Source organism: Micromonospora sp. NPDC005237 (genome assembly GCF_040607775.1).
Classification (GTDB): Bacteria; Actinomycetota; Actinomycetes; order Mycobacteriales; family Micromonosporaceae; genus Micromonospora.
On record NZ_JBEXHJ010000012.1, the window covers coordinates 16,168 to 38,844 of the forward strand.

Annotated in this window: 21 protein-coding genes; 9 read left to right on the plus strand and 12 right to left on the minus strand. The window is 72.5% G+C overall.

Annotated elements, in window-relative coordinates:
• The first annotated feature begins 68 nt into the window (after nucleotides 1-68).
• Complete coding sequence (locus ABZT87_RS27915) at nucleotides 69-335, plus strand: SRPBCC family protein (protein WP_355139203.1); 267 nt, start codon at nucleotides 69-71, stop codon at nucleotides 333-335.
• Nucleotides 336-469: 134 nt separating this feature from the next.
• Nucleotides 470-973: a DUF1990 domain-containing protein gene (locus ABZT87_RS27920; RefSeq protein ID WP_355139205.1), complete on the plus strand. Its 504-nt coding sequence runs from the start codon at nucleotides 470-472 to the stop codon at nucleotides 971-973.
• A 10-nt stretch (nucleotides 974-983) separates the two neighbouring features.
• Here ABZT87_RS27920 and ABZT87_RS27925 read toward each other — a convergent pair whose 3' ends face one another.
• The 10 genes from ABZT87_RS27925 to ABZT87_RS27970 all read right to left on the minus strand — a co-directional run bounded on the left by ABZT87_RS27925 (nucleotide 984) and on the right by ABZT87_RS27970 (nucleotide 12,664).
• Nucleotides 984-1,904, minus strand: a complete 921-nt coding sequence (locus ABZT87_RS27925; protein ID WP_355139207.1) for a DNA-3-methyladenine glycosylase 2 family protein — start codon at nucleotides 1,902-1,904, stop codon at nucleotides 984-986.
• A gap of 120 nt (nucleotides 1,905-2,024) precedes the next feature.
• Nucleotides 2,025-2,675, minus strand: coding sequence for a hypothetical protein (locus ABZT87_RS27930; RefSeq protein ID WP_354863145.1), 651 nt, complete (start codon nucleotides 2,673-2,675; stop codon nucleotides 2,025-2,027).
• A gap of 207 nt (nucleotides 2,676-2,882) precedes the next feature.
• Nucleotides 2,883-3,665, minus strand: a complete 783-nt coding sequence (locus ABZT87_RS27935; RefSeq protein ID WP_355063925.1) for a zf-HC2 domain-containing protein — start codon at nucleotides 3,663-3,665, stop codon at nucleotides 2,883-2,885.
• Nucleotides 3,662-4,351 (minus strand): sigma-70 family RNA polymerase sigma factor, encoded by a 690-nt coding sequence (locus ABZT87_RS27940; protein ID WP_355063923.1) that lies wholly within the window; start codon nucleotides 4,349-4,351, stop codon nucleotides 3,662-3,664. The genes ABZT87_RS27935 and ABZT87_RS27940 overlap by 4 nt, the downstream gene beginning before the upstream one ends.
• A gap of 136 nt (nucleotides 4,352-4,487) precedes the next feature.
• Nucleotides 4,488-5,345 (minus strand): fused MFS/spermidine synthase, encoded by an 858-nt coding sequence (locus ABZT87_RS27945; RefSeq protein WP_354863142.1) that lies wholly within the window; start codon nucleotides 5,343-5,345, stop codon nucleotides 4,488-4,490.
• Nucleotides 5,346-5,361: 16 nt separating this feature from the next.
• Nucleotides 5,362-6,321, minus strand: coding sequence for a hypothetical protein (locus tag ABZT87_RS27950; RefSeq protein ID WP_355139209.1), 960 nt, complete (start codon nucleotides 6,319-6,321; stop codon nucleotides 5,362-5,364).
• 55 nt (nucleotides 6,322-6,376) lie between these two features.
• Nucleotides 6,377-8,851, minus strand: a complete 2,475-nt coding sequence (locus ABZT87_RS27955; protein ID WP_355139211.1) for an SMC family ATPase — start codon at nucleotides 8,849-8,851, stop codon at nucleotides 6,377-6,379.
• A complete protein-coding gene (locus ABZT87_RS27960) occupies nucleotides 8,851-9,999 on the minus strand; it encodes an exonuclease SbcCD subunit D (RefSeq protein WP_355139214.1) in 1,149 nt (382 codons plus the stop codon). The genes ABZT87_RS27955 and ABZT87_RS27960 overlap by 1 nt, the downstream gene beginning before the upstream one ends.
• 18 nt (nucleotides 10,000-10,017) lie before the next feature.
• A complete protein-coding gene (locus tag ABZT87_RS27965) occupies nucleotides 10,018-11,769 on the minus strand; it encodes an ATP-binding protein (protein ID WP_355139216.1) in 1,752 nt (583 codons plus the stop codon).
• A 148-nt stretch (nucleotides 11,770-11,917) separates the two neighbouring features.
• Nucleotides 11,918-12,664 (minus strand): pyrimidine reductase family protein, encoded by a 747-nt coding sequence (locus ABZT87_RS27970; RefSeq protein ID WP_355139218.1) that lies wholly within the window; start codon nucleotides 12,662-12,664, stop codon nucleotides 11,918-11,920.
• Nucleotides 12,665-12,814: 150 nt separating this feature from the next.
• Between ABZT87_RS27970 and ABZT87_RS27975 the strand changes: the two genes are divergently transcribed.
• The 6 genes from ABZT87_RS27975 (at nucleotide 12,815) to ABZT87_RS28000 (ending at nucleotide 19,505) form a co-directional block, all read left to right on the plus strand.
• Nucleotides 12,815-13,360 (plus strand): plasmid pRiA4b ORF-3 family protein, encoded by a 546-nt coding sequence (locus tag ABZT87_RS27975; RefSeq protein ID WP_354860887.1) that lies wholly within the window; start codon nucleotides 12,815-12,817, stop codon nucleotides 13,358-13,360.
• Nucleotides 13,361-13,625: 265 nt separating this feature from the next.
• Nucleotides 13,626-14,933 carry an extracellular solute-binding protein gene (locus tag ABZT87_RS27980; RefSeq protein WP_355063916.1) on the plus strand — a complete coding sequence of 436 codons (1,308 nt, stop codon included), beginning with the start codon at nucleotides 13,626-13,628 and terminating at the stop codon, nucleotides 14,931-14,933.
• A gap of 110 nt (nucleotides 14,934-15,043) precedes the next feature.
• On the plus strand, nucleotides 15,044-16,030 hold the full coding sequence (locus ABZT87_RS27985; RefSeq protein WP_355063914.1) for a sugar ABC transporter permease: 987 nt from the start codon (nucleotides 15,044-15,046) through the stop codon (nucleotides 16,028-16,030).
• 70 nt (nucleotides 16,031-16,100) lie between these two features.
• Nucleotides 16,101-16,946, plus strand: coding sequence for a carbohydrate ABC transporter permease (locus ABZT87_RS27990; RefSeq protein WP_234581704.1), 846 nt, complete (start codon nucleotides 16,101-16,103; stop codon nucleotides 16,944-16,946).
• Nucleotides 16,943-18,376: a GH1 family beta-glucosidase gene (locus ABZT87_RS27995; RefSeq protein ID WP_354860882.1), complete on the plus strand. Its 1,434-nt coding sequence runs from the start codon at nucleotides 16,943-16,945 to the stop codon at nucleotides 18,374-18,376. The genes ABZT87_RS27990 and ABZT87_RS27995 overlap by 4 nt, the downstream gene beginning before the upstream one ends.
• Nucleotides 18,377-18,458: 82 nt before the next feature.
• The gene (locus ABZT87_RS28000; protein ID WP_354860880.1) at nucleotides 18,459-19,505 is read left to right on the plus strand and encodes a LacI family DNA-binding transcriptional regulator; all 1,047 of its coding nucleotides are present in this window, start codon (nucleotides 18,459-18,461) and stop codon (nucleotides 19,503-19,505) included.
• Nucleotides 19,506-19,515: 10 nt separating this feature from the next.
• Here the strand turns inward: ABZT87_RS28000 and ABZT87_RS28005 are convergent, their stop codons facing one another.
• Both ABZT87_RS28005 and ABZT87_RS28010 read right to left on the minus strand, forming a co-directional pair.
• Entirely contained in the window at nucleotides 19,516-20,724 is a 1,209-nt protein-coding gene (locus ABZT87_RS28005) for an acyl-CoA dehydrogenase family protein (RefSeq protein ID WP_354860878.1), read from the minus strand.
• On the minus strand, nucleotides 20,724-21,803 hold the full coding sequence (locus tag ABZT87_RS28010) for a phosphotransferase family protein (RefSeq protein ID WP_355063910.1): 1,080 nt from the start codon (nucleotides 21,801-21,803) through the stop codon (nucleotides 20,724-20,726). Before ABZT87_RS28010 ends, ABZT87_RS28005 begins: the two co-directional genes overlap by 1 nt.
• A gap of 145 nt (nucleotides 21,804-21,948) precedes the next feature.
• On the opposite strand from ABZT87_RS28010, the gene ABZT87_RS28015 reads away from it, so the two are divergent.
• A complete protein-coding gene (locus ABZT87_RS28015; protein WP_354860875.1) occupies nucleotides 21,949-22,650 on the plus strand; it encodes an amino acid-binding protein in 702 nt (233 codons plus the stop codon).
• The last annotated feature ends 27 nt before the right edge of the window (nucleotides 22,651-22,677 follow it).

Here is a 22,677-nt window from a genome sequence, read left to right on the forward strand (position 1 = left end):
CGATCCGCCGGGCAGCGTCGTCGGCAGGGCGTGGCGGCGCCGGCCGGCGCCGCCGGGAAGGGGACGCGATGCGGTTCGAAGCGGACACGGAGATCGGCGCGGACGCCGAGCGGGTCTGGGCGTTGCTTGTCGATGTGGCGCGGTGGCCAGAGTGGACGGCCTCGGTGAGTCGGGCCGAGCGGGGTGAGTCGGGGCCCCTCGCGGTCGGCGCCACCGCCCGCCTGACCCAGCCGAAACTGCGGCCGGCGGTGTGGCGGGTCACCGAGCTGACCGAGGGGCGGGAATTCACCTGGGTCTCCGACACCCCGGGCGTGCGCACCCGCGGCCCGGGCTGATCGGCCTGCTGTACGGCGGCCTGCTGCGCCGCTACGTCAGGCTGGAGGCCGACGGGCTCAGGGCCCGAGCTGAGCGGAGCTGACGACTGACCGGCCGTACCCTGGCCCGTGTCCGACGACGGTGAGGGGGAGCGGTGGCCGAGCTGACGTACCCGGAGGTGGGACGGACCCGGCATGGCGCGCTGCCCGGCGGATACCACCACCTGCGCCACCGGACCCCGTTGCCGACCGGCTGTTTCGAGACCGCGGCCGAGGCGGTGCTGAGCTGGCGGCTGCACCGCGCCGCCGGGGTCCGGATGCGCACCGACGCGGCACGAGCTACCGAGGGTGTGCTGGTCACGGCCGGTCTCGGGGTCGGGTCGGCCCGCGTGTGGGGGCCCTGCCGGGTGGTCTGGAGCGACGAGTCGCCCACGCTCGCCGGCTTCGGCTACGGCACCCTCCCCGGTCACCCGGAGCGGGGCGAGGAGGCGTTCGTGGTCGGCCACGACGACAGTGGCGCGGTCTGGTTCGAGGTACGCGCGTTCAGCCTCCCGGACCGTTGGTCTACCCGCGCCGCCGGCCCGGCCGTCCGGACGGTGCAGCACGCGTACGCCTGGTGGCTCGGTCGCACTCTGCGCCGGCTCTGCGCCGGCCGCTGACCCGGCGGCCTCAAAAGCGGGCGAACGAGCGAATCGGGGCGCGCGGGCCGTACTTCGGCGCCTGGATGCCGGCGGCCTCCAGCAGCAGACACACCCGACCCCGATGCCCCCGGAACGGCTCCAGCAGGGCCAGCATCCGAGCGTCGTCACCCCTCGGTTCGCCGGCGAGCGCCCAGGCCACCGTGTTCGGGATGTGGTAGTCGCCGACGCTGACCGCGTCCGGGTCACCGTAGGCGATCCGGACCACCTCGGCGGCGGTCCACGGGCCGATGCCCGCGATGGCGGTCAGCCGCCGGGTGGCCTCGGTGGCGTCCACGCAGCGCTCCAGCCGATCGGCGAGCGCGGCGGCGCGCCGCAGCGTGTCGGCCCGGCGCTGCTCCACGCCGAACGGGTGGAACACCCAGTACGGGGTGGCGGCCACCGCGGCGGCCTCGGGCGGCAGCAGCAGCGGTTGCAGCGGGCCGGGTGCCGGCTCCCGGAAGTGCCGCACGGTCGCCGCGTACGCCCGGTACGCCTCCTTGCCGGTGACCTTCTGCTCGAAGACCGCGCGCAGCAGCCGGGGGAAGACCTGCCCGGTGGTGGGCATCCGCAGCCCCCGGTGCTCCCGGGCCAGCCGGGCGACGAGCGGGTGCGCCGCCGCCAACTCGGCGAAGCCGGTCAGGTCGTCGTGCAGCCCGGCGATCTTGTCGGCGCGGGCCACCACGTGCTCGGCGCCCGGTCCGTAGCCCTCGGCGAGCAGCTCACCGCCCGCCGGCCGCAGCGCGAGGGTGGCCGGCCCGTCCGGGGTGCGGGTAGCCCACCAGAATGTGCCGGCGGCGACGCGCGCGCACGGGTCGTACGGGCTGAAGGTCAGGCCGCGGACCGACGCGGCCAGCCGGTAGCCGACGGGCGGGTGCAGCACCCTCGTCGCGGCAGGCTCGGTCTCGGTCACCCCGCTACTCTGCCAGGTCGCGGTACGGCGCCGGTCGTCGACCAGCCGCCCGCGGGCACGGCGGTGGCCGGCCGCGCCCTCCCCGGCTGCGACCGGCCACCGTGCCCTGGCGTATCGGGATCAGTACGAGTAACCCGAACCGCCGGCGTCGCTCGACCCGCTGTCCGCCGGCGGCGCGACGGCCTTCGGCGTCGAGGTGGGCAGGCAGGTCAGGTTCTTCTTGCCGTTCTGGTCGACCACGAACCAGGTGCCGCCGACGGCCTGGCCCTTCCACTGGCCGGGCTTCTTGTCGCCAATGTAGCGGTACACCGGCCAGCCGCCGATGGTGAGCTGTCGGGTGCCGTCCTGTCGGGTGACGCTGCCGACCTTGTCGTCGGAGAGGCCGGTGAGCTGCGGGTTGCCGTCGGTCAACGCCGGCGGCCACACCTGCGCGCACTTGTCGACGCAGTTCGACGCGGGCGGGTCGGCGGTGTCCTTGTCGAACCGGTACAGGACCCAGCCGTCCTGGTCGGTCACGACGTTGCCCATCCGGGCGATCTTCTTGCCGATCAACTGCTCGGTCAGGTCGACGTCCGCGGGCGGCGGCGCGTCGGCGACCGGCGCCTCCGCGGATGCCGACGCCTCGGGTTCAGCCGACGCGGTGGGCTCGGCCGCGGCGACGGCGACCGGCTCGGCCGCGCTCGAGTTCGCCCCGTCGTAACCCGCGGGAGCGCAGGCCGTTAGTGCGACCATCGCGCTCGCGACGATGACGGTCCGCTTCATCTGTGCCACGTGCCCTCCTCATTCTTGGCAGTTCACCCATAGGTACGGCGGGCAGGCTGTCAAGGTTGAAGAAGTAACAGTGGTCAATTTCACGCGAATGGATTGAACCGAATCGAGCGTCCATCCGTATGGCCCTCCACACGGGACCTTCGGTCACACAACAGATCGACGCCGGCCATTGAGACAATGACCGGCGTCGAGGATGGTACGCGACCCTTACATGGGCACCGTGACCAGCGGACTGGCCACCCCGTTGCGGTCGACCGACTGCACCTGGAGCTGCTTGATGTCACTCGCCAACGCGGACGTCGAGGCGCTCAGCTCAAGACCCTGCGGGCGATTGTTCGTGCCGTAACCGCCATCGGGCACCGACCACGTCGAAATCACCTCGGTGGTGCCGTTCGTGCGCACCACCATCAACCGGCAGATGCGTGGGCCGGGCAGTTTCCGCAGGCTGAAGTTGATGCGGGTGCCGTACTCCCGCTCGACCAGGAACATCGTCGTCTGCACGCCCGTCGTCGGGTCCGTGGCGTCGACCTGGTCGCCCTCCTCCTCGGTGCCGCCGACGCCCGGGCCGCTCGGCGGCGCGGTCGGCGCGCTCGTCGGCGGGTCGTTGGCGGCGGCGCTCGTCGTCGGCTCCGCGAGAAGCCCCGGCGCCTCGTCCCCGGCCACACTCACGAAGCCGTAACCCGTCAACCCGCCGAAGACCACCACCGCCGCGGCGGTCGCGAGCAGCTGACGAAACCGGGTACGCCGTCGGTCGGCCCGGACCGCTACCAACGTCCGGTCCAGCAGCGCCGGATCGGTGGCGGTCTGCTCCAGCGCCATCATCGTCTCGCCGTCGATGCCGGAGAGCAGCCCCACCACCGGCACCATCGTCTCCAGCTCGGCCGCGCACGCCCAGCACGCGGCGAGATGCTCCTCGAACCGCTCAGTGTCCTGCTCGTCGAGCACGCCGAGCGCGTACGCGGCGACGTCCATATGGTCTGGCCGGCTCATTCTGTCACCCCCCGCTCCTGCAGAGCCGTGCGCAGCGCGCGCAGCGCGTAGTAGACCCGCGACTTGGCGGTGCCCAGCGGAAGCCCCAACTCCTCGGCAGCCTCCGGCACTGTCCGCCCCCGGAAGTACGTCGCGATCAGGATCTCCCGATGCGACTGACTCAGCGTACGCAGCGCGTCCGCCACCGTCATCGTGCGCAGCACCCGGTCGGTGCTGTCCGCCTCGGCGAACGCGGTCAGGTCCCGGTCGTACGTCTCCGGCGGCCGGGCCTCCTGGCTGCGGTGCTCGTCGATGGCGATCCGACGGGCCACCGTGACCAGCCACGGCCGCAGCGAACCCTGCCCCTGCGCACCGAGGCGGTGCGCGTTACGCCAGGCCCGCAGCAGCGTCTCCTGCACGATGTCCTCCGCGCGCTGCCGGTCCCCCCCGGTGAGCCGCATGACGAACATCAGCAACGGGCCGGCGTGCTCGGCGTAGAGCAGCCGGATCAACTGGTCGGAGTGGCTGGCCTCGGTTGTCGTCGCCTGGTGGCGCCCGGGCGCCGGTTGGGGCGTCACCGGACCATTTTGGCGAGACATGGCTCGGGCGTCGACCCCCCGGGCAGACGAGGTCGGCCGCGACGACCGCGCGGACAACCAGTCCGCGCGAACCGCGTCGCCATGCCAACCGGCCGCCACCGCATGCATGCAGACCTCCGGGATGTCCGTGACCAACGCCGCCCCCACAAGGCGGGCCGCCCGGTGGTACGCAGCGCCGCCCCGAGCGGATCAACAAACCGCGAAAAAAGTTCGACGGAGAGGTCGGCGGGCTCGGATCGACCAGTCAGCGGCGGACGGAGAACAACCCCGGCGGCGGCGGATCCGAGCCGGTGGCGTCCGCGTCGCGCACCACCGCCGCGCCACCGACGAAGCGGTCCAACTCGTCGCCGGCCACCACCCGGCCGGGGAACCAGTCCCCGGCAGCCCGCCGGGTCAACGCGGGCACCGGGGGAGTCGTCCGCCCGGCGACCAGCACCAGATTGCCGTACCGGCGACCGCGCAGCACCGCCGCGTCACCGACCAGGCACGCCTGGGGCAGCACCGAGCGCACCGTGGCGACCTGACCACGGGCGTACCGTAGCGGCGGGCCGTCGGCCAGGTTCGCCAGCAACCAGCCCGCCGGGCGGAGCACCCGCGCCACCTCGGCGGCGTACTCCACCGATGTGAGGTGCGCCGGTGTGCGGGCACCGGCGAACACGTCGGCGACCACCACGTCGTAGCTGGCGTCCCGCGTCGAGGCCAGCACCGCCCGCGCGTCCTGCACACGAACCCGCAGCCGGGCGTCCGCCGGCCAGGGCAACGCGCGGCGCACCAGCTCCACCAGAGCGCCGTCCACCTCGGACACCCGCTGGGTGGACCCCGGCCGGGTGGCCGACACGTAGCGGGGCAGGGTCAGCGCGCCACCGCCGAGGTGCAGCACCCGCAGCGGCTCGCCGGGCGGCGCGACCAGGTCCAGTGCGGCGGCCAGCCGCCGGACGTACTCGAACTCCAGATGCGTGGGATCGGTCAGGTCGACGTGCGACTGCGGCGCCCCGTCCAACAGCAGCGTCCACGAACCGGCCCGGTCCGGCGACGGCACCAGCTCGGCCCGCCCGGTGTCCACCTGCTCGACCACCCGGTCATCCGCTCGTTTGCGACCCACCGCGACCGATCCCCGCTCAGCGACCGACGCGCGCCGCGGTGGTCAACGCGCGGTGCAGCAGACGGGAATCGCCGAGCAACGCCCGCAGGCGGCGCTCCAGACCGGCGATCGGGATGAGGTTCTGCGGCGCCCGCGGATCCTTGTACGGAGTCGACGCGAACCGGGGCAGCGTGACCAGCGACAGGTCGGCCAGGTCGATCGCCGCCTCGACGGGCAGGTCGGCGGAGCACTCCACCCGGACGATCCCGGCCCACGGCGCACCCACGGCCACCGGCAGCCGCAGATACCACGACCACCCGCCCCAGGCCGTGCCGAGCCGGAACACCGGTGACCGCTCACCGGACGCCAGACCGGTCACCACAGCCGTCAGCCGGGCGTCCAGGTACTGGCTGTGCTGGGTCTTGATATAGCCGAGCGTGCGCGGCAACTGGCGGCGACTGCGCAACGGGCCGTCCACCACCAACAGGTCGCCGTCGACCCGGGCGGCGTCGGACACCGCCACCTCCAGCGCGGTCAACGGACCCTGCACGGCCGCCGGCAGCTTCGCCAGCTCGCCGGTGCCGCCCACCCGGTGCACCGGGTAGCGGATGGCGCCCGCCACCACGTCCTGCGCCGACGGGCTCGCCGTGAACAGGCCCCGGCCCACCCGCGTGCCAGCCAACTGGGCCGCGCCCCGACCGAGGTCGCAGCGGACCACCCCGGCCGCGTACGACGCCGCCAGCCCCGGGAAGGACCCGCCGTCCGCCTCGGCCGTCCAGATGCTCGCGTCGATCCGGCGGACCCCGTCGACAAGCAACACCACGTCGGGGGCCCGCACGTCCGCGCGTACGCCGATCGCCCGCCAGTCGACGGCCGGCAGCTCCACGTCGGCGTCGACCTGCGCGCTGCTCGGCGTCGCCGGCCCGGACGCGGACGCCTCGAACGACGCACCGTACGCCGGATCCCACGAGTCGACGAAGAACGCGGCGTCGCTCACCCGGCCGACCTTTCGTTCGCGACTGCGGGGCTCCGCTGCGCCGCACTCCTCGCGCTCACCGGCCCGTCCGTTCGACGCGCGCCGAGCGGGCATCCTTGCGCACCTCGAAGCGGACCGGGATCCGCTCGGCCAGCGCCGCGACATGGGTGACCACGCCGACCATCCGGTCACCCCGGGCGGCCAGGTTCTCCAGGGTCGCGGCCACCGTGTCCAGCGTGGCCGCGTCCAGCGTGCCGAAACCCTCGTCCAGGACGATCGACTCCAGACTCGCCGCGGTCGTCGACATGCCGGCCAGCTGTTCGGAGAGCGCCAGCGCCAACGCCAGCGACGCCTGGAACGTCTCGCCACCGGAGAGGGTGCGCACCCCCCGGCGCAGCCCCGCGTCGTGGTGGTCGACCACGAAGAACTCGCCCTTGTCGTGCACCAGCTCGTACTGGCCCGAGGACAGCTCCCGCAGGATCCCCGACGCGCCGTCGACCAGCAGGTCCAACGCCTCCGCCAGCAGCCACCGCTCGAAGTTGTTGGCCCGCAGGTGCCCCGCGAGGGCCCGTGCCACCTGCGCCTCGCGCTCGTGCCCGGCCCGCTGCTCGCGCAACGTGCCGGCCTGCTCGCGGCGCTCGGCCAGCCGGCGCCGGTCGGCCTCGGCCCGCTCCACGGCCACCGTCGCGGCGTGCACCGGGTCCTCGCCGACGGGCACGTCGGCGGCGGCGAAGCGGTCGGCGATCTGCCGCTGCACCGCGTCGGCCGCCGCCTCGGCGTCGGCGACGACGGTGGCCCGGCCGGCCCGGTCGGCGCGGCGGCGCTCGGCCTCGGCCGCCGCCCAGTCGGTCAGCACCGCCCACGAGGCCGCCACGTCGTCGCGATCAGCCGCCGGCGGACCGAACCGCGCCAGAGCGTCGCGGGCCGTGTCGAAGCCCCGCCACGCCGACCGCAGGCGCTCCTCGGCCGCGTCCACACCCGCGCGCGCCTGTCGGGCGCTGTCCCGGCCGGCCCGCACGGCGGTCGCCGCCTCCTCCAGGGCGCGTCGCAGCCGGGCGTGCTCGGCCAACTCCCGGCGCAGCACCCCCGGCTCGGCCGCTCCGGTGAGCTGCCCGTCCAGCTCGGCCAGCCGGGCGTCCACCTGCTCCTGCCGGGCGCGGGCCTGCACCAGCAGCCGCTCCAGGTCACGCGCCGCGGCGTCCCGCTGCTGCACCACCGCCTGCGCCGCCTTGGTGGCGGCCCGCGCCGCCTTGCCGGCGGCCGTCGCGGCGGCCACCGCCGAGTCGGCCGGAACCGCCGGCACCTCGGCCACCGGGTGCTCGCACACCGGGCAGGCCGCACCGGGATGCAGGTGCACTCGCAGGCTGACCGCCAGGTCGGTGGCCTTCGCCTCCTCGTGCGCCCGGAAGGCCGCCTCCAACTCGGCGTCGGCCCGCTCGGCGTCCGCGCGGGCGGCGGCCAGCGCCGCGACCGCCGTGGCGTGCTCCTCGTCCGCCGCGCGCACCGCCGCGCGGACCGTGTCGGCCTCGCCGGTCAGCCGATCCCGATCGTCGTACGCCCGCAGCAGCAACCGCAGCGCGCTCTCGTCACCGGCGCCGGCCAGCTCACCGCGCAGCTTCTCCTCCCGCTCCTCGGCCAGCGACACGGCCGTTGCCGCGGCGTCGGCCTCGGCCCGCGCCGCGCTCACCGCGCGGGCCACCTCGGCCACCCCGTGCGGGGCACGCACTCCGGACAGCACGCCCAGCTCGTCGTCGAGCGCGGTCAGGGCAGCCGCCGCGTCCCGCGCCCGTGCCCGGGCCGCCGCCAGCTCCGGCATGGCCCCGGTCACCGCGTCGGCCAGCTCGGCCATCCGGCCCACCCGGGCGTCGGCCTCGGCCAACGCCTCGTCGTCCACCCCCGTCAGGCCGGCGAGCACCTGATCGACCGCGTCCAGCCGGGCTTCCGCCTGCGCGGCGCGCGCCGTCGCCCGCTTCTGCACGTCCTCGTAGACGCCGAGGCCGAGCAGGTTGACCAGGATCTGCTGCCGGGTCGCCGGCTTGGCGTGCAGGAAGTCGGCGAACTGACCCTGCGGCAGCACCACGCAGCTGGTGAACTGCTCGTACGGCAGCCCGACCGCCTCCAGCACCGCCTGTTCCATCTCGGCGGGCGTCCCGGCGATCACCTCGCCGAGGTCGTCCGGGCTCAACCCGGTGTCGAGTTTGGTCACGTCGAAGCCGGCCGGCATCACCTGCAGCCCGGCGTTCGCGGTCTTCACGTTGCCCCGGCCGTCCCGGCGCACCACCCGGGTCGCCACGTACCGGGCGCCGCCGGACTCGAAGACCAGCCGCACCCGGGCCTCCGTCGCCGACGGCGCCAGCGCGTTGGCCAGCCCGCGGGCGCCACCCCAGCGGGGCACCGTGCCGTAGAGCGCGAAGCAGATGGCGTCCAGCACGGTGGACTTGCCCGAGCCGGTGGGGCCGATCAGCGCGAAGAAGTCGGCGTCGGTGAAGTCGACTGTCGTCTCGTCCCGGAAGACCGTGAAGCCGGCCATGTCCAACCGCATCGGCCGCATCAGTGCTCGACCTCCTCGAAGAGCTCGTCGAAGAGTTCCCGCACGCCCTCGTCGGCGTGGCCCCGGCTGTCCAGGTAGTCGGCGAACAGCTCCCGTGGCGAGCGCCCGGACCGCTGCGCGATGCGCGCGCCGCTGCCCGGCGCGGCGAGCAACTCCGGGTCGATCCGGATCTCCAGCGCCCGGGGCAGCAGCTCCTGGACCTCCTCGCGCAGGCCGGCGCGGGGCTGCTCCCGAACGAACACCCGCAGCCAGGCGTCCGGCGCCTCGATCTCGGCGAGCTGGGCCAGGGTGCCGCGCACCGTCCGCAGCGCGCTCGCGGCGGTCACCGGCACCTCGCGTACCCGGGCCGCCGTGCTGGCGGTCACCTCGACCACCGTCACCGAGGGCACGTTCTCCTGCTCGCCGAAGTCGACGGCGAGCGGGCTGCCGCTGTAGCGCACCGGGCACGGGCCCTCGACGCGCTGCGCCCGGTGCAGGTGACCCAGCGCCACGTAGTGCGCGGTCGCGGGGAAGACGGTGGCCGGCACCGCGTAGCCGAGCACCGTGTGCGCGTCCCGCTCACCGCCGCCGGCCGCCGCGCCGGTCACCGTCAGGTGCGCGGTGACCAGGTGCACCCGGTCCGGCTCGGCGAAGCCCTCGGTGAGGCGGCCCAGCACACGGCCCAGGTGGTCGGCGTACGTCTGGTTGGCCTCCGCGGCGGTCAGCTCGTACATCTCCAGCGCGCGGATCGCGTACCGCTGGGACAGAAACGGCAGCGCGGCCAGCTGCCACCGCTCCCCGCCGGCCGTGGTGCCGTCAATCACGTGTTCGGCCGGGTTCTCGCGGACGCCCCCGCGCAGCGTGATGCCGGCGGCCTCGGCCCACGGCCGCAGCGCGTCCAGCGCCGGACCGTTGTCGTGGTTGCCACCGATCGCGACCACGTCCGCGCCGGTCCGACGCAGCGCGGTCAGCGCCCGGGTGACCAGCCGGGTCGCCTCCGAGGTCGGCGCGGCCGTGTCGTAGAGGTCACCGGCGACGATCACCAGATCCGGCTGTTCGGCACGGGCGATGTCGATCACCCCGGCCAGTACGGCCTTGTGCTCCTCGGCCCGGGACTGCCCCTTGAGCACCTTGCCCACGTGCCAGTCGGAGGTGTGCAGGATCTTCACAGTTGCACCGGCCCCTACCTAGAACGGGATGTCGTCGTCGGTGCCGCCGCCGGAGCCCACCACGGCGAACGGGTCGGCGGACTGGGTGATCGAGCGCAGCGTCTCCGAGGGGGCGCGGCCCGCCTCGGAGACCCGGGTCGCCCACGCCGGGAACGGGAACTCCAGGCAGAGCGGCACCGGGATGTCCGGCTGGTTGACGAACATGGTGCCCGGCTTGGCGAGCAGCGCCCGCTGCCGCTGCGCGGGCGGTAGGAAACCGTACTCCGGGCGGGACGCCTCGGCCGGGTCGAGCCGGCCGACCACCCGGATCGCCGAGTTGGTGACGATGCGCCGCTCCACCTCGCTCGCCGTCTGCTGGGCGCCGATCAGGATGACCCCGAGCGACCGCCCCCGCTCGGCGATGTCGAGCAGCACCTCCTTGATGGGGGAGGAGCCCTCCCGGGGCGCGTACTTGTTGAGCTCGTCGAGGACGACGAACAGCAACGGCTTGGCGGTGCCGGACTTCTCCTTGCGCTCGAACTCGCTCTTGAGCGTCACGCCGACGACGAACCGCTGGGCCCGGTCCGGAAGGTTGTGCAGGTCGACCACTGTCACCTGCGCCGACTCGCTCGTGTTGATCGAGTGCGGGCGACGAGTCGCCAGGTCGCCACGGATCAGCCGGGCGAGATCCTTCTTGCTGCCGATCAACCGGCGGGCGAACGCGTTGACGGTGCCCAGGCCGACCGCGCTGCCCGCCCAGTCGGAGCGGGTCTCGTCGTCGTTGAGCGCCTCGACGATGTGGTCGACGAGATCGCCGTAGGAGCCGAGCCGGACCCCGTCGATGCTCACCCCACCGTCGGCGGGCTGGGCGTAGCGGGCCAGGTGCGCGGTGACCGAGTGCACGACCATCGTGTACTGCTGGCGCTCGTCGTCGGCGTCGGCGAAGACGTACGGCAGCAGGCGGTCGGCACAGAACTCGCTCAGCGTCCAGTAGAAGGCGTCCACGCCGGTGAGCCGGCTGCTCACGTCCGGGGTTCCGGCCGCGTCGCCGACCCGGGGCGGGGCGTACACCCGCACGTCCGGGAAGGCGCCGGCGCTCAGGCCCAGCTTCGCGTACGCCGCCCGGGTCGGCTCGTCGAGGCGCGTGTTGGGGTGGTCGAGGAACAGCAGGTCCTCGCCCTTGACGTTGAAGATCAGCGCCTTGGCGTTGACCGCGTCGCCGCCCAGGACGCCGGAGCGGAAGACCGAGTAGAGCAGGAAGGTGGCGAAGCTCGTCTTGGTGGCCACCCCGGAGATGCCCGAGATGGAGACGTGCGCGCCCCGGCTGCCGTCGAGGAAGTCGGCGTTCAGGTAGACCGGCACCCCGTCGCGACCCATGCCCATCGGGATGCGCCGCTCCATCCGGTCGAAGTGCAGCGCCCGAGCCCGTGCGTCGCCCTCGGCCCGGTGCACCACCGCCCCCGGGGTCGGCGGCACGTAGAACTCCGGGTCGACCCGGGTGGTGGTCACCTCGGCCGCCTCCTGCACCTGGGCCGGCAGTGTGCCGTCGGCGATGGCGAACACGTCGGAGTCGAACTGGGCGCCCTCGTGCCGGGCCCGGACCTGGGTGACCACCCCGGCGATCGTCACCGGCTCGCGGTCGGGCAGCTCGCGGCGGGTGACCACCACGTCGTCGAGCTGGAGGTAGCTGCCGGGCGCCACGGCCGTCCAGAACTGCAACGGGGTGGCGTCGGCGGTGCCGAGCACCCGGCCGACCGGCTCGCCCGGGCTGTCGAGGTCGGCGTCGGTCATCGGGCGACTCGGCTCGGTCGGGCATCACGGTCGGCGCGCATGACGTGCATCCTGCCCGAGGAGTACGACAGGTCGCCACGCGACGCGGCGGAGGACACGATGCCCGGTCACACTCGCGACGCTCGGTGTGTGACCGGGCGACGGTTCGTCACGGGCGGGCGTGGCGGAGCATGAGGACGCCGTCGTCGGCGGCGAGCACGTGCCGCAGCGGCAGGTGCCGGGGCGCGCTGGCGTCGCCGGCGGTGATCCGGCCCGCGCCGGGGCCGGCGAGCAGCGGCGCGACGGTGAGGCACAGCTCGTCCACCAGGTCGGCGGCGGTGAGCGCGCCGAGCAGGTGCGGGCCGCCCTCGCAGAGCAGTTGGGTCAGCCCGCGCCGGTGCAGCTCGGCCAGGCCGGCGGCGAGGTCGACCCGGCCGGTCCCGCAGCGCAGCAGGTCGGCGACGTCGGTCAGGCCGGGCGGCGGGTCGGCGTCGGCGCGGGTCAGCACGATCGGCCGGACCGGAGCGTCGGCGAAGGCCGCCTGCGCCGGGTCCAGGTCGAGGGAGCCGGACACGACCACCAGCGTCGGGTACGCGGCCAGCCCGTTCGCCCGACGCCAGGCGCGTCGCGGATCGTCGAGTCGGACCGCGCGGTAACCCTCGTGTCGCAGGGTGCCGGCGGCCACCACCAGGGCGTCGCAGACCATCCGCAGCAGGCCGAAGACCCGCTTGTCCGGCTCGCCGGACAGGCCGGCGGAGTAGCCGTCCACACTGACCGCGCCGTCCAGGCTGGCGACGAAGTTCACCCGCAGCCGGGGCTGGTCCGCGCGCTGGTAGAGCGCGGTAAGCGTGGCGTCGTCGAGCGGCTGGGTGGACGGCTCGGGCCAGAGTCGCCGGATCGGGATTCCGACCGTCATTCGCCGGCCGGACCGGTGACCGGAGGGGTCGGTTCGGCGGTACGGTGCTGGCAGTCGCACCAGTTCCGGCCCGGGCAGTCATCGTGCCGCCGGGCCCGGCACGCTCGGCAGATCATGCTCGCAGCCTAAGCCGCTCAAGGACAGGACAGCATGCCGCGTCAGATCTTCCAGTTGAAGATGTCCCTCGCCGGCGTACGTCCGCCGGTGTGGCGCCGGGTGCTCGTTCCGGCCGGCTACACGCTGGACCGACTGCACCGGGTCGCCCAGCACGCGATGGGCTGGCGGGACTGCCACCTGCACTCGTTCGAGATCGACGCGGTGGCGTACGGCGAGCCGGACCCGGACGGGGGCCTGGCGCTGCACGACGAGCTGGACGTCCGGCTGGACGCGGTCCTCGGCAAGGGCAACAGGTTCTCCTACACGTACGACTTCGGTGACTGGTGGGAGCACGACCTCGTCGTCGAGGACGCGCTGACCGCCGATCAGGACGAGCGGTACCCGGTCTGCCTGGACGGCCAGCGGGCCTGCCCCCCGGAGGGCATCGGTGGGCCGTCGGGCTACCAGGCGCTGCTCGCGGCCCTGGCCGATCCGACCCATCCGGAGCGGGCCGTGCTGCGGGGCTGGGTCGGTGAGGGCTTCGATCCGACGTTCTTCGACCCCACCGTCGCCACCACACTGCTGCGTCGCTTCTGCTGACCCCGCCTGGCGTACGGGTCGACGTCCGTCACTAGCGGTGCCGGTCTGAAACAGGGCGGTAACGATCTGGGAACGCTCCCATTGGTCTATTGACACCCTGGTAGCGCCCCGGCAATCTCATGGGAGCGCTCCCGGGGAGTGGCGGAAGTCTCCTTCACAGCTCTCCCCAGATCGTCCACGACCACCGGTCCGGCGGCGGCAGGGGCGCTGCAGCACCCCCCACCACGCACGACACACCAAGCCTCACCACTTGAGAGGGGTCAGGATGAGCGTCACCTCACGTCGTCGCTTTGCGGCGATCGCGCTCGCGTCCGTCGCCGTACTCGCCTCGGCGACCGCCTGCGGCGACGACTCGTCGTCCGATTCGGACGGCGGCAAGGTCACCCTGGTCGTCGACGTCTTCGGCGACCAGGGCTTCGGATACGAAGATCTTTACAAGCAGTACCAGACTGAGCACCCGAACGTCACCATCCAGGAGCGCGGCAAGGGTCTCGGCCTGGGTGACTACAACACCCGGCTGACGCAGCAGATCACCGCCGGCGCGGGCGCCGGCGACGTCGTCGCTCTCGAAGAGGGCACGATCGTGCAGTTCTTCGCGCAGGCCGACAAGTTCGTGAACCTGGCCGACCACGGCGCCAACGACCTCAAGGGCAACTTCCTGCCCTGGAAGTGGGAGGGTGGCCTCACGCCGGACGGCAAGGTGCTCGGTCTCGGCACCGACGTCGGTGGCATGGCCGTCTGCTACCGCAGCGACCTCTTCAAGGCCGCCGGCCTGCCGACCGACCGCGAGCAGGTCGGCGCCCTCTGGCCGACGTGGGACGCGTTCATCGCCCAGGGCCAGAAGTTCGCCGCCGCCGACAAGAAGCACAAGTTCGTCGACTCGGCCACCAACTTCTACAACATTGTGCTGATGCAGACGGCGGGCGCCGGCAGCGGCTACACCTACTTCGACAAGAGCAACAAGCTCGTCGTCGGCGAGAACCCGGACGTGCAGTCCGCGTTCCAGCAGACCACCAAGATGATCAGCGCGGGTCTGTCGAACAACCTGCGGAGCTTCTCCAACGAGTGGAACGCCGGTTTCAAGAACGGCAGCTTCGCCACCATCGGCTGCCCGGCGTGGATGACCGGTGTCATCAAGGGTCAGGCCGGTGACGCGGCGGCCGGCAAGTGGGACGTGGCCAAGGCGCCGGGCAACGGCGGCAACTGGGGCGGTTCCTGGCTGGCCGTGCCGAAGGCCAGCAAGCACCAGAAGGAAGCCGCCGAGCTGGCCAAGTTCCTGACCAGCGCCAAGAGCCAGACCGAGGCGTTCAAGAAGGTCGGCAACCTGCCCTCGTCGCCGCAGGCTCTTGAGGACCCGGCCGTGCTGGCCGCCACCAACGAGTACTTCAGCGGCGCGCCGATCGGCAAGATCTTCGCCGCCGGCGCGAAGGAGCTGAAGCCGGTCTACCTCGGCCCGAAGAACCAGGCGGTCCGGGACGCGGTCGAGAACGCGCTGCGCAGCATCGAGCAGGGCAAGGCCGCCGACGCCGCTTGGCAGGACGCGGTGAAGAACGGCCAGGCAGCAGGCAAGTAACGGCTGTGACGCGCTCACGGGTGGTGCCGCTCAGGCACCACCCGTGAACCCGCGTCGGAACGCCCTGCCGCGGCGCCCACGACGGCGTCGCCGAGTGTGAAGGACCGCTCATGAGCTCCCTGAAGACCCCCGCGCCACCGGGTGCGTCGGCCCGCCGGTCGCGTCCCGCTCCGCGGCACTCACCGACGCGCCGCCGGCAGTTGAACCGGCTGGACCTGCGCCTCACCCCTTACGTCTTCGTCCTGCCGTTCTTCGTGCTGTTCGCGATCTTCGGCGTCTACCCGATCGTCTACACGTTCTGGATCGCGATGACCGACCGGTCACCGATGAACGCGACGATCAGCTTCGTCGGTCTGGACAACTTCGTCGAGTTGTTCACGAACGATCCGCAGTTCTGGAACGCGGTGGTGAACACCTTCGGGATGTTCGCGCTCTCCACCATCCCGCAGCTGATCATCGCCCTGCTGCTGGCGAACGCCCTGAACCGGCGCATCCGCGGTCAGATGTTCTTCCGGCTGGCCATCGCGATGCCGATCATCACCTCGACCGCCGTGGTGGCGCTCATCTTCTCGATGATCTACGCCCGCGAGTTCGGCCTGATGAACTGGCTGCTCGACCTGGTCGGCGTCGGCCCCATCGACTGGCGGGCCAACCGCTTCGCCTCCTGGTTCGCCATCGCCACGATGGTCGACTGGCGGTGGGTGGGTTACAACGCCCTGATCTACCTCGCGGCGATGCAGTCGATCAACAAGGACGTGTACGAGGCGGCCGCCCTCGACGGCGCCTCCCAGCGCCGGCAGTTCTGGTCGATCACCATCCCCCAGCTGCGTCCCACCATCATCTTCACGCTGATCATCTCGACCATCGGCGGTCTGCAGCTCTTCACCGAGCCGCTGATGTTCACCAGCGGCTCGGGCGCGCTCTCCGGCGGCACGGAGGGTCAGTTCCAGACGATCACGATGTACCTGCTGGACGTCATGAACCAGCGGTTCCGGTGGGGGTACGCGGGTGCCGTCGCCCTGGTGCTCTTCCTGCTGATCGCGTCCGTCTCGTTCCTCAACTACCTGCTGGCCCGCCGAATCAGCTCCGACAAGTGAGGGTGGCCCACCCATGACCAGTACCACTCTGCGACCGCCGGCGGTCCGGCCACCGGCCGGGCGCACCGGCATCCGCCACCGGGCGGAGAAGCTCTGGACGGCCAGCCCACTGACCTGGTTCGGGCTCGTCCTCGGCGTGATCCTGTCGCTCTTCCCGTTCTACTGGATGATCGTCATCGCCTCGCGGACCAGCGACGCCGCGAACTCCTGGCCGCCGCCCTTCCTGCCCGGCGGCAAGCTGGGCGAGAACATCCAGCGGGTGCTCGACAACGGCGACGCGAACATCGTCAAGGGCCTGATGAACTCGTTCCTGGTGTCGGGCACGATCACGGTGGCGACCGTGTTCTTCGGCTCGCTCGCCGGATTCGCGTTCGCGAAACTGCGCTTCCGCGGCAAGAACGCGCTGTTGCTGATCATCCTGGCCTCAATGATGATTCCCATCCAGCTCGGCGTGCTGCCGCTGTACATCCTGATGGCGAAACTGGAATGGCTGAACACCATGCCGTCGGTGACCGTGCCGTTCCTGATCGGCGGTTTCGGCATCTTCATGATGCGCCAGTACGCCGAGCAGGCGGTGCCCAACGAGCTGATCGAGGCGGCCCGGGTCGACGGCTGCTCCACCTGGCGGGTCTACTGGCACGTGGTGGTGCCGGCGCTGCGACCCGCCGCGGCCGTGCTCGGGCTGCTCACCTTCATGGAGCAGTGGAACCAGTTCTTCTGGCCATTCGTGGTGCTCGCCGACCCGGCCAATCCGACCGTGCAGATCTCACTGCGCAGTCTGAACACCGCGTACTTCGCGGACAATTCTCAGATCTTCGCGGGTACGCTCATCGCGACCCTTCCGTTGTTTATCGTGTTCGTTCTGTTCGGCCGCCAGATCATTGGCGGGATCATGGAAGGTGCCGTCAAGTCGTGAGCAACCCCGCCAGCCCACCCGCCGTCGACGTCCTCGACGAGCGCCCCGGGCTGACCTTCCCACCCGGCTTCCTGTGGGGCGCCGCGACCGCGGCGTACCAGATCGAGGGGGCGGCGGCCGAGGGCGGCCGCACCCCGTCGATCTGGGACACCTTCAGCCACACCGAGGGCCTGGTGGTCAACGGACACACCGGTGACGTGGCCTGCGACCACTACCACCGGGTCCGTGACGACGTCGCCCTGATGGCCGAGCTGGGCCTGAAGTCGTACCGTTTCTCGGTCTCCTGGCCCCGGGTGCAGCCCGGCGGCTCGGGCGCGGCCAACCCACAGGGTCTGGACTTCTACCGTCGGCTGGTCGACGATCTGCTGGCCCACGACATCGAGCCGTGGCTCACCCTCTACCACTGGGACCTGCCGCAGGAGCTGGAGGACGCCGGCGGCTGGCCGTCGCGGGACACCGCGGCGCGCTTCGCCGACTACACCACGCTCGTCGCCGACGCGCTCGGCGACCGGGTGCGCTACTGGACGACGCTGAACGAGCCCTGGTGCTCGGCGTTCCTCGGGTACGGCTCCGGAGTGCACGCCCCGGGCCGGTCGAACGGCGCGGACGCGGTCCGCGCCGGGCACCACCTGATGCTCGGGCACGGCCTGGCCGTGCAGGCGCTGCGGGCCGCCCGACCCACCGCCGAAGTGGGCGTGACCGTCAACCTGTACCCGGTCGACCCGGCCAGCGACACCCCCGCCGACATCGACGCGGCCCGGCGGATCGACGGGCTGGCCAACCGCTTCTTCCTCGACCCGCTGCTGCGCGGGTCGTACCCGGCGGACCTGGTGGCCGACCTGCGCACGGTGACCGACTTCGACCACGTCCGCGACGGCGACCTGGCGACCATCGCCACGCCGCTGGACCTGGTCGGGATCAACTACTACAGCCGGCACGTGGTCGCCGCGCCGGTCGAGGGCGCCGAGCCCGAGCCGTACTGGCGGGAACCGTCCTGCTGGCCGGGCAGCGAGGACGTCCGCTTCGTCACCCGGGGCGTCCCGGTCACCGACATGGACTGGGAGATCGACGCCCCGGGCCTGGTCGAGACGCTGCGGCGGGTGCACGAGGAGTACACCGACCTGCCCCTGTACGTCACCGAGAACGGCTCCGCGTTCGTCGACGCGGTCGTCGACGGGCAGGTCGACGACCCAGACCGGCTGGCCTACTTCGACGCCCACCTGCGCGCCTGCCACGAGGCGATCAACGCGGGCGTGCCCCTGCGGGGATACTTTGCCTGGTCACTGATGGATAATTTCGAGTGGGCCTGGGGTTACACGAAGCGCTTCGGCATGATCCACGTCGACTACGACAGCCAGCTTCGCATCCCCAAGTCCAGCGCCAGGTGGTACGCCTCGGTGATCCGACGCAACGGTCTGGCCGCACAATAGGCTCGGGCCAGCCATCAGGGCGGTCCCGGCGTCCACCTTTCTCGGGTGGCGCCGGGCCCGCCCGCCGTCGGAGGAGCAGACGATGACAACGCAGCGCACCCGGTCGCTCGGGCGCCCGACCCTCGACGCGGTCGCGGCGCGCGCCGGCGTGGGTCGAGGCACGGTCTCCCGCGTGGTCAACGGCTCGCCCCAGGTCAGCCCGGAGGCCCGGGCCGCGGTCCAGCAGGCCATCGCCGACCTGGGGTACGTGCCGAACCGCGCGGCCCGCGCGCTCGTCACCCAGCGCACCGACTCCGTCGCCCTGGTGGTGTCCGAGTCCGGCGAGCGGGTCTTCACCGAGCCGTTCTTCGCCTCGATCGTGCGGGGCATCAGCTCCGCGCTGCTCGAGACACCGATGCAGCTCTGGCTGGCCATGGCCCAGTCGCCGGTCGAGCGGGAGCGGGTCGAGCACCACCTGACCAACCAGCACGTCGACGGCGTACTGCTGCTGTCGTTGCACGACTCCGACCCGCTGCCGACCCTGCTGGAGGAGCGCGGCCTGCCCGCCGTGCTCGGCGGTCGGCCCGCCCGGATGCTGCAACCCGGCGCCCAGCCGGCCTGGTTCGTCGACGTGGACAACGTTGGCGGGGCCCGACAGGCGGTGGAATACCTGACCGGGCAGGGGCGTCGACGCATCGGCACCATCGCCGGCCCGCAGGACATGGGCGCGGGCCTGGCCCGCCTGGCCGGCTACACCGAGGCGGTCAAGGCCACCGGGGGCGGCGTCAACCCCGACCTGATCGCGTACGGCGACTTCAGCGAGGGCAGCGGCGCGGCCGCCATGCGCCGGCTACTGGACTCCTGCCCGGATCTGGACGCGGTCTTCGTGGCGTCCGACCTGATGGCGTTCGGTGCGCTGCGTACCCTGCGCGAGGCCGGCCGGCGTGTCCCCGAGGACGTCGCGGTGATCGGCTTCGACGACGCGACGATCGCCCAACAGGCGGAGCCGCCGCTGACCACGGTCTTCCAGCCGGTGGAGGAGATGGGCCGACAGATGGCCCGCCTGCTGGTGGCCCGCATCCGCGGTGACGACCTACCCGCCCCGCACATCCTCCTGGACACCCAACTGGTGCACCGAGCCTCCGCCTGAGCGGCGGGGGTCAGGCCCAGCGGCGGAGTTCGCGCTTGGCGAGGGAGTTGCGGTGCACCTCGTCGGGGCCGTCGGCGAGGCGCAGGGTGCGGGTCTGCGCCCAGAGGGCGGCCAGCGGGGTGTCCTGGCTGACGCCGGCGCCGCCGTACCCCTGGATGGCCTTGTCGATCACCCACTCCGCCATCGCCGGCGTGCCGATCTTGATGGCCTGGATCTCGGTGTGGGCGCCCTTGTTGCCGACGGTGTCCATCAACCAGGCCGTCTTGAGCACCAGCAGGCGGGCCTGCTCGATGCGCACCCGGGACTCGGCGATCCACTCCCGGACCACGCCCTGCTCGGCGAGCGGCCGGCCGAACGCGACCCGCCCGAGCGCCCGCTTGCAGAGCAGCTCCAATGCCCGCTCTGCCATTCCGATCAATCGCATGCAGTGGTGGATCCGGCCCGGGCCCAGTCGCGCCTGGGCGATGGCGAAGCCGCTGCCCTCGGCGCCGATCAGGTTCTCTGCCGGCACCCGGACGTCGATGAAGTCGATCTCGGCGTGCCCGCCGTGTGAGCCGTCGGTGTAGCCGAAGACGGTCATGCCCCGGCGGACGTGCACGCCGGGGGTGTCCCGGGGGACCAGCACCATGCTCTGCTGGCGGTGCCGGTCAGCGTCGGGATCGGTCTTGCCCATCACGATGAAGATCTCGCAGCGCGGGTCCATCGCGCCGGACGACCACCACTTGCGGCCGTTGATGACGTACTCGTCGCCGTCGCGGACGATCCGGGTGGCGATGTTGGTGGCGTCCGAGGACGCCACGTCCGGCTCGGTCATGCAGAACGCGGAGCGGATCTCGCCCTCCAGCAGCGGCATCAGCCAGCGCTGCTGCTGCGCCTCCGAGCCGAACTCGGCCAGCAACTCCATGTTGCCGGTGTCCGGCGCCGCGCAGTTGACCGCCTCCGGCGCCAGGTGCGGGCTGCGCCCGGTCAGCTCGGCGAGCGGCGCGTACTGCAGGTTGGTCAGGCCGGCGCCGTAGCGCGGGTCGGGCAGGAACAGGTTCCACAGGCCGCGCTTGCGGGCCTCGGCCTTGAGCTCGGCCAGCACGGGGGTACGCGACCACGGGTCACCGGCGGCGACCTGCTCGGCGTGCACCGCCTCGGCCGGGTAGACGTGTTCGGTGAGGAACCGGGTCAGCTCGTCGCGCAGCTCCTCGGTCCGGGCGTCGTACGAGAAGTCCATCACCGCTCCCTGGCGGCGGTCAGCCCGTGCGCGACCAGCGGTGCCACCATCTCGCCGATCCGGTCGAAGCCCTCGCCGAGCGTCTGCCCGAGCGTGTGGCGGTAGTGGATGCCCTCGCAGATCACCGCGAGCTTGAAACAGCCCAGCGCCACGTGCCAGTGCAGCGGCCCGACGTCCACGTCGCTGCGCCCGGCGTACCGGTCGATCAGCTCGGCGCCGGTGGGGAAGCCGGCGCGCGGCCCGAGCCCGTCGGCCACCGGGTTGCCCTCGGCCGTCTCGCTGCCGCCGAGGACATCCCAGTACGTCAGGAGCAGCCCCAGGTCGGCGAGGGGGTCGCCGAGGGTGGCCATCTCCCAGTCCAGGACGGCGTGCACGGCCACCGGGTCGGCCGAGGCGAGAAGGTTGTCCAGCCGGTAGTCGCCGTGCACGATCCGGCCGGCGTTCGCGCCCTCCGGGGCGGTCGCGGCCAGCAGGTCACGCAGCTCGTCGATGCCGGGCAGGTCGCGGCTGCGCGAGCGGTCGAGCTGCCCGGCCCAGCGGCGGACCTGCCGGGCCAGGTAGCCCTCGGGGCGGCCGAAGTCGCTCAACCCGACGGCGGCCGGCTCGACGGTGTGCAGCGCGGCGAGAGTGTCCATCATCGCCATGGCGAGCGCCCGTCGTCGTTCGTCGCCGAGCGGGTCGGTCTGCGCGCGGGTGCGGAACACCTCGCCGGGCATCCGCTCCATCAGGTAGAACGGGGCGCCGATCACCTCGGGGTCGGTGCAGAGCAGCAGCGCGCCCGGCACCGGCACCTCGGTCGGCGCCAGCGCCGAGATGACCCGGAACTCGCGGGCCATGTCGTGGGCTGTCGCCAGCACGTGCCCCAGCGGCGGCCGGCGCAGCACGACCTCCCGGTCGCCGAGGCGCAGCAGGTAGGTGAGGTTGGACTTGCCGCCCGCGATCAGGTCGGCCCGCGCCCGTCCCACGGCCAGCTCGGGTCGGTGCGCCGCCAGATAGCCGGCGAGTCGATCGAGGTCCAGCCCGGCGGGGGACGCCGGAACAACGCCCGGCCGGAGCGCGTTGACGGCCGGATCGGTCATCCGACTAGTTCATGGCAGCCCGCTCACGTTGTCAAGGTCAGATTTTCCCCTCGGGACATGCCTCTGCAACAGGGACGAAATGGTCAACATTCAGGCTGTGAGCAGCCTGCCGGCCGTCGCCGGCCCGCCGAGCGGAGGGACAGACATGTTGCTGCGAGTTCGGGTCACCCTGCCGGACCGTCCGGGCACCCTCGGCCAGGTCGCCCGCACGTTGGGTGTCTCCGGCGCGGACATCGTCCAGGTGGTGGTCCTCGAACGTCTCGGCGGGCGCGCGGTGGACGACTTCACTGTGGTGTGGCCGGGCGCCGCTCGGGTCGAGCGTCTGCTGGCCGGCCTCGCGGCGATTCCGGGCGTACGGGTGGACGGCGTGTGGCGGGCGATCGGCGCGCCCACCACCACCGGCCAGGACGCGGAGCTGCTGGCGCAGGTCGCCGCCAACCCGGCCGACGGGCTGGCGACCCTGGTCGACGCGGTGCCGGGGCTGCTGGCGGCCGACTGGGCGGTCGCCGCGGTGGTCCCGGTGGATTGGGCGTCGCGCACCGGGGGCGGTGGCGCCACCGTGGGCCACGCGAGCTGGCGTGCTCCCGTACCCCTGCGGTTGCCCGAGGTGACCCCGCTACGCGGCCGCTCGATGACCACGCCCGACGGCACCCACCACGCGATCGCCCCGTTCGGTCGGGCCGGCCTGGTGCTGGTGGTGGCCCGCGAGCACAGCGACACCCTCAGCGCTGCGGGTTTCCACAGCACGGAGGTCGACCGGCTCACCCAGCTCGTCCGCGCCAGCGCGGTGATTCTCGGCGACCGACTGGACCTGGTCGGCGCACCACCGGTCGTCGCCGGCCCCTGAGCGGCCCCGGGAGTTCCCGGGCCGACA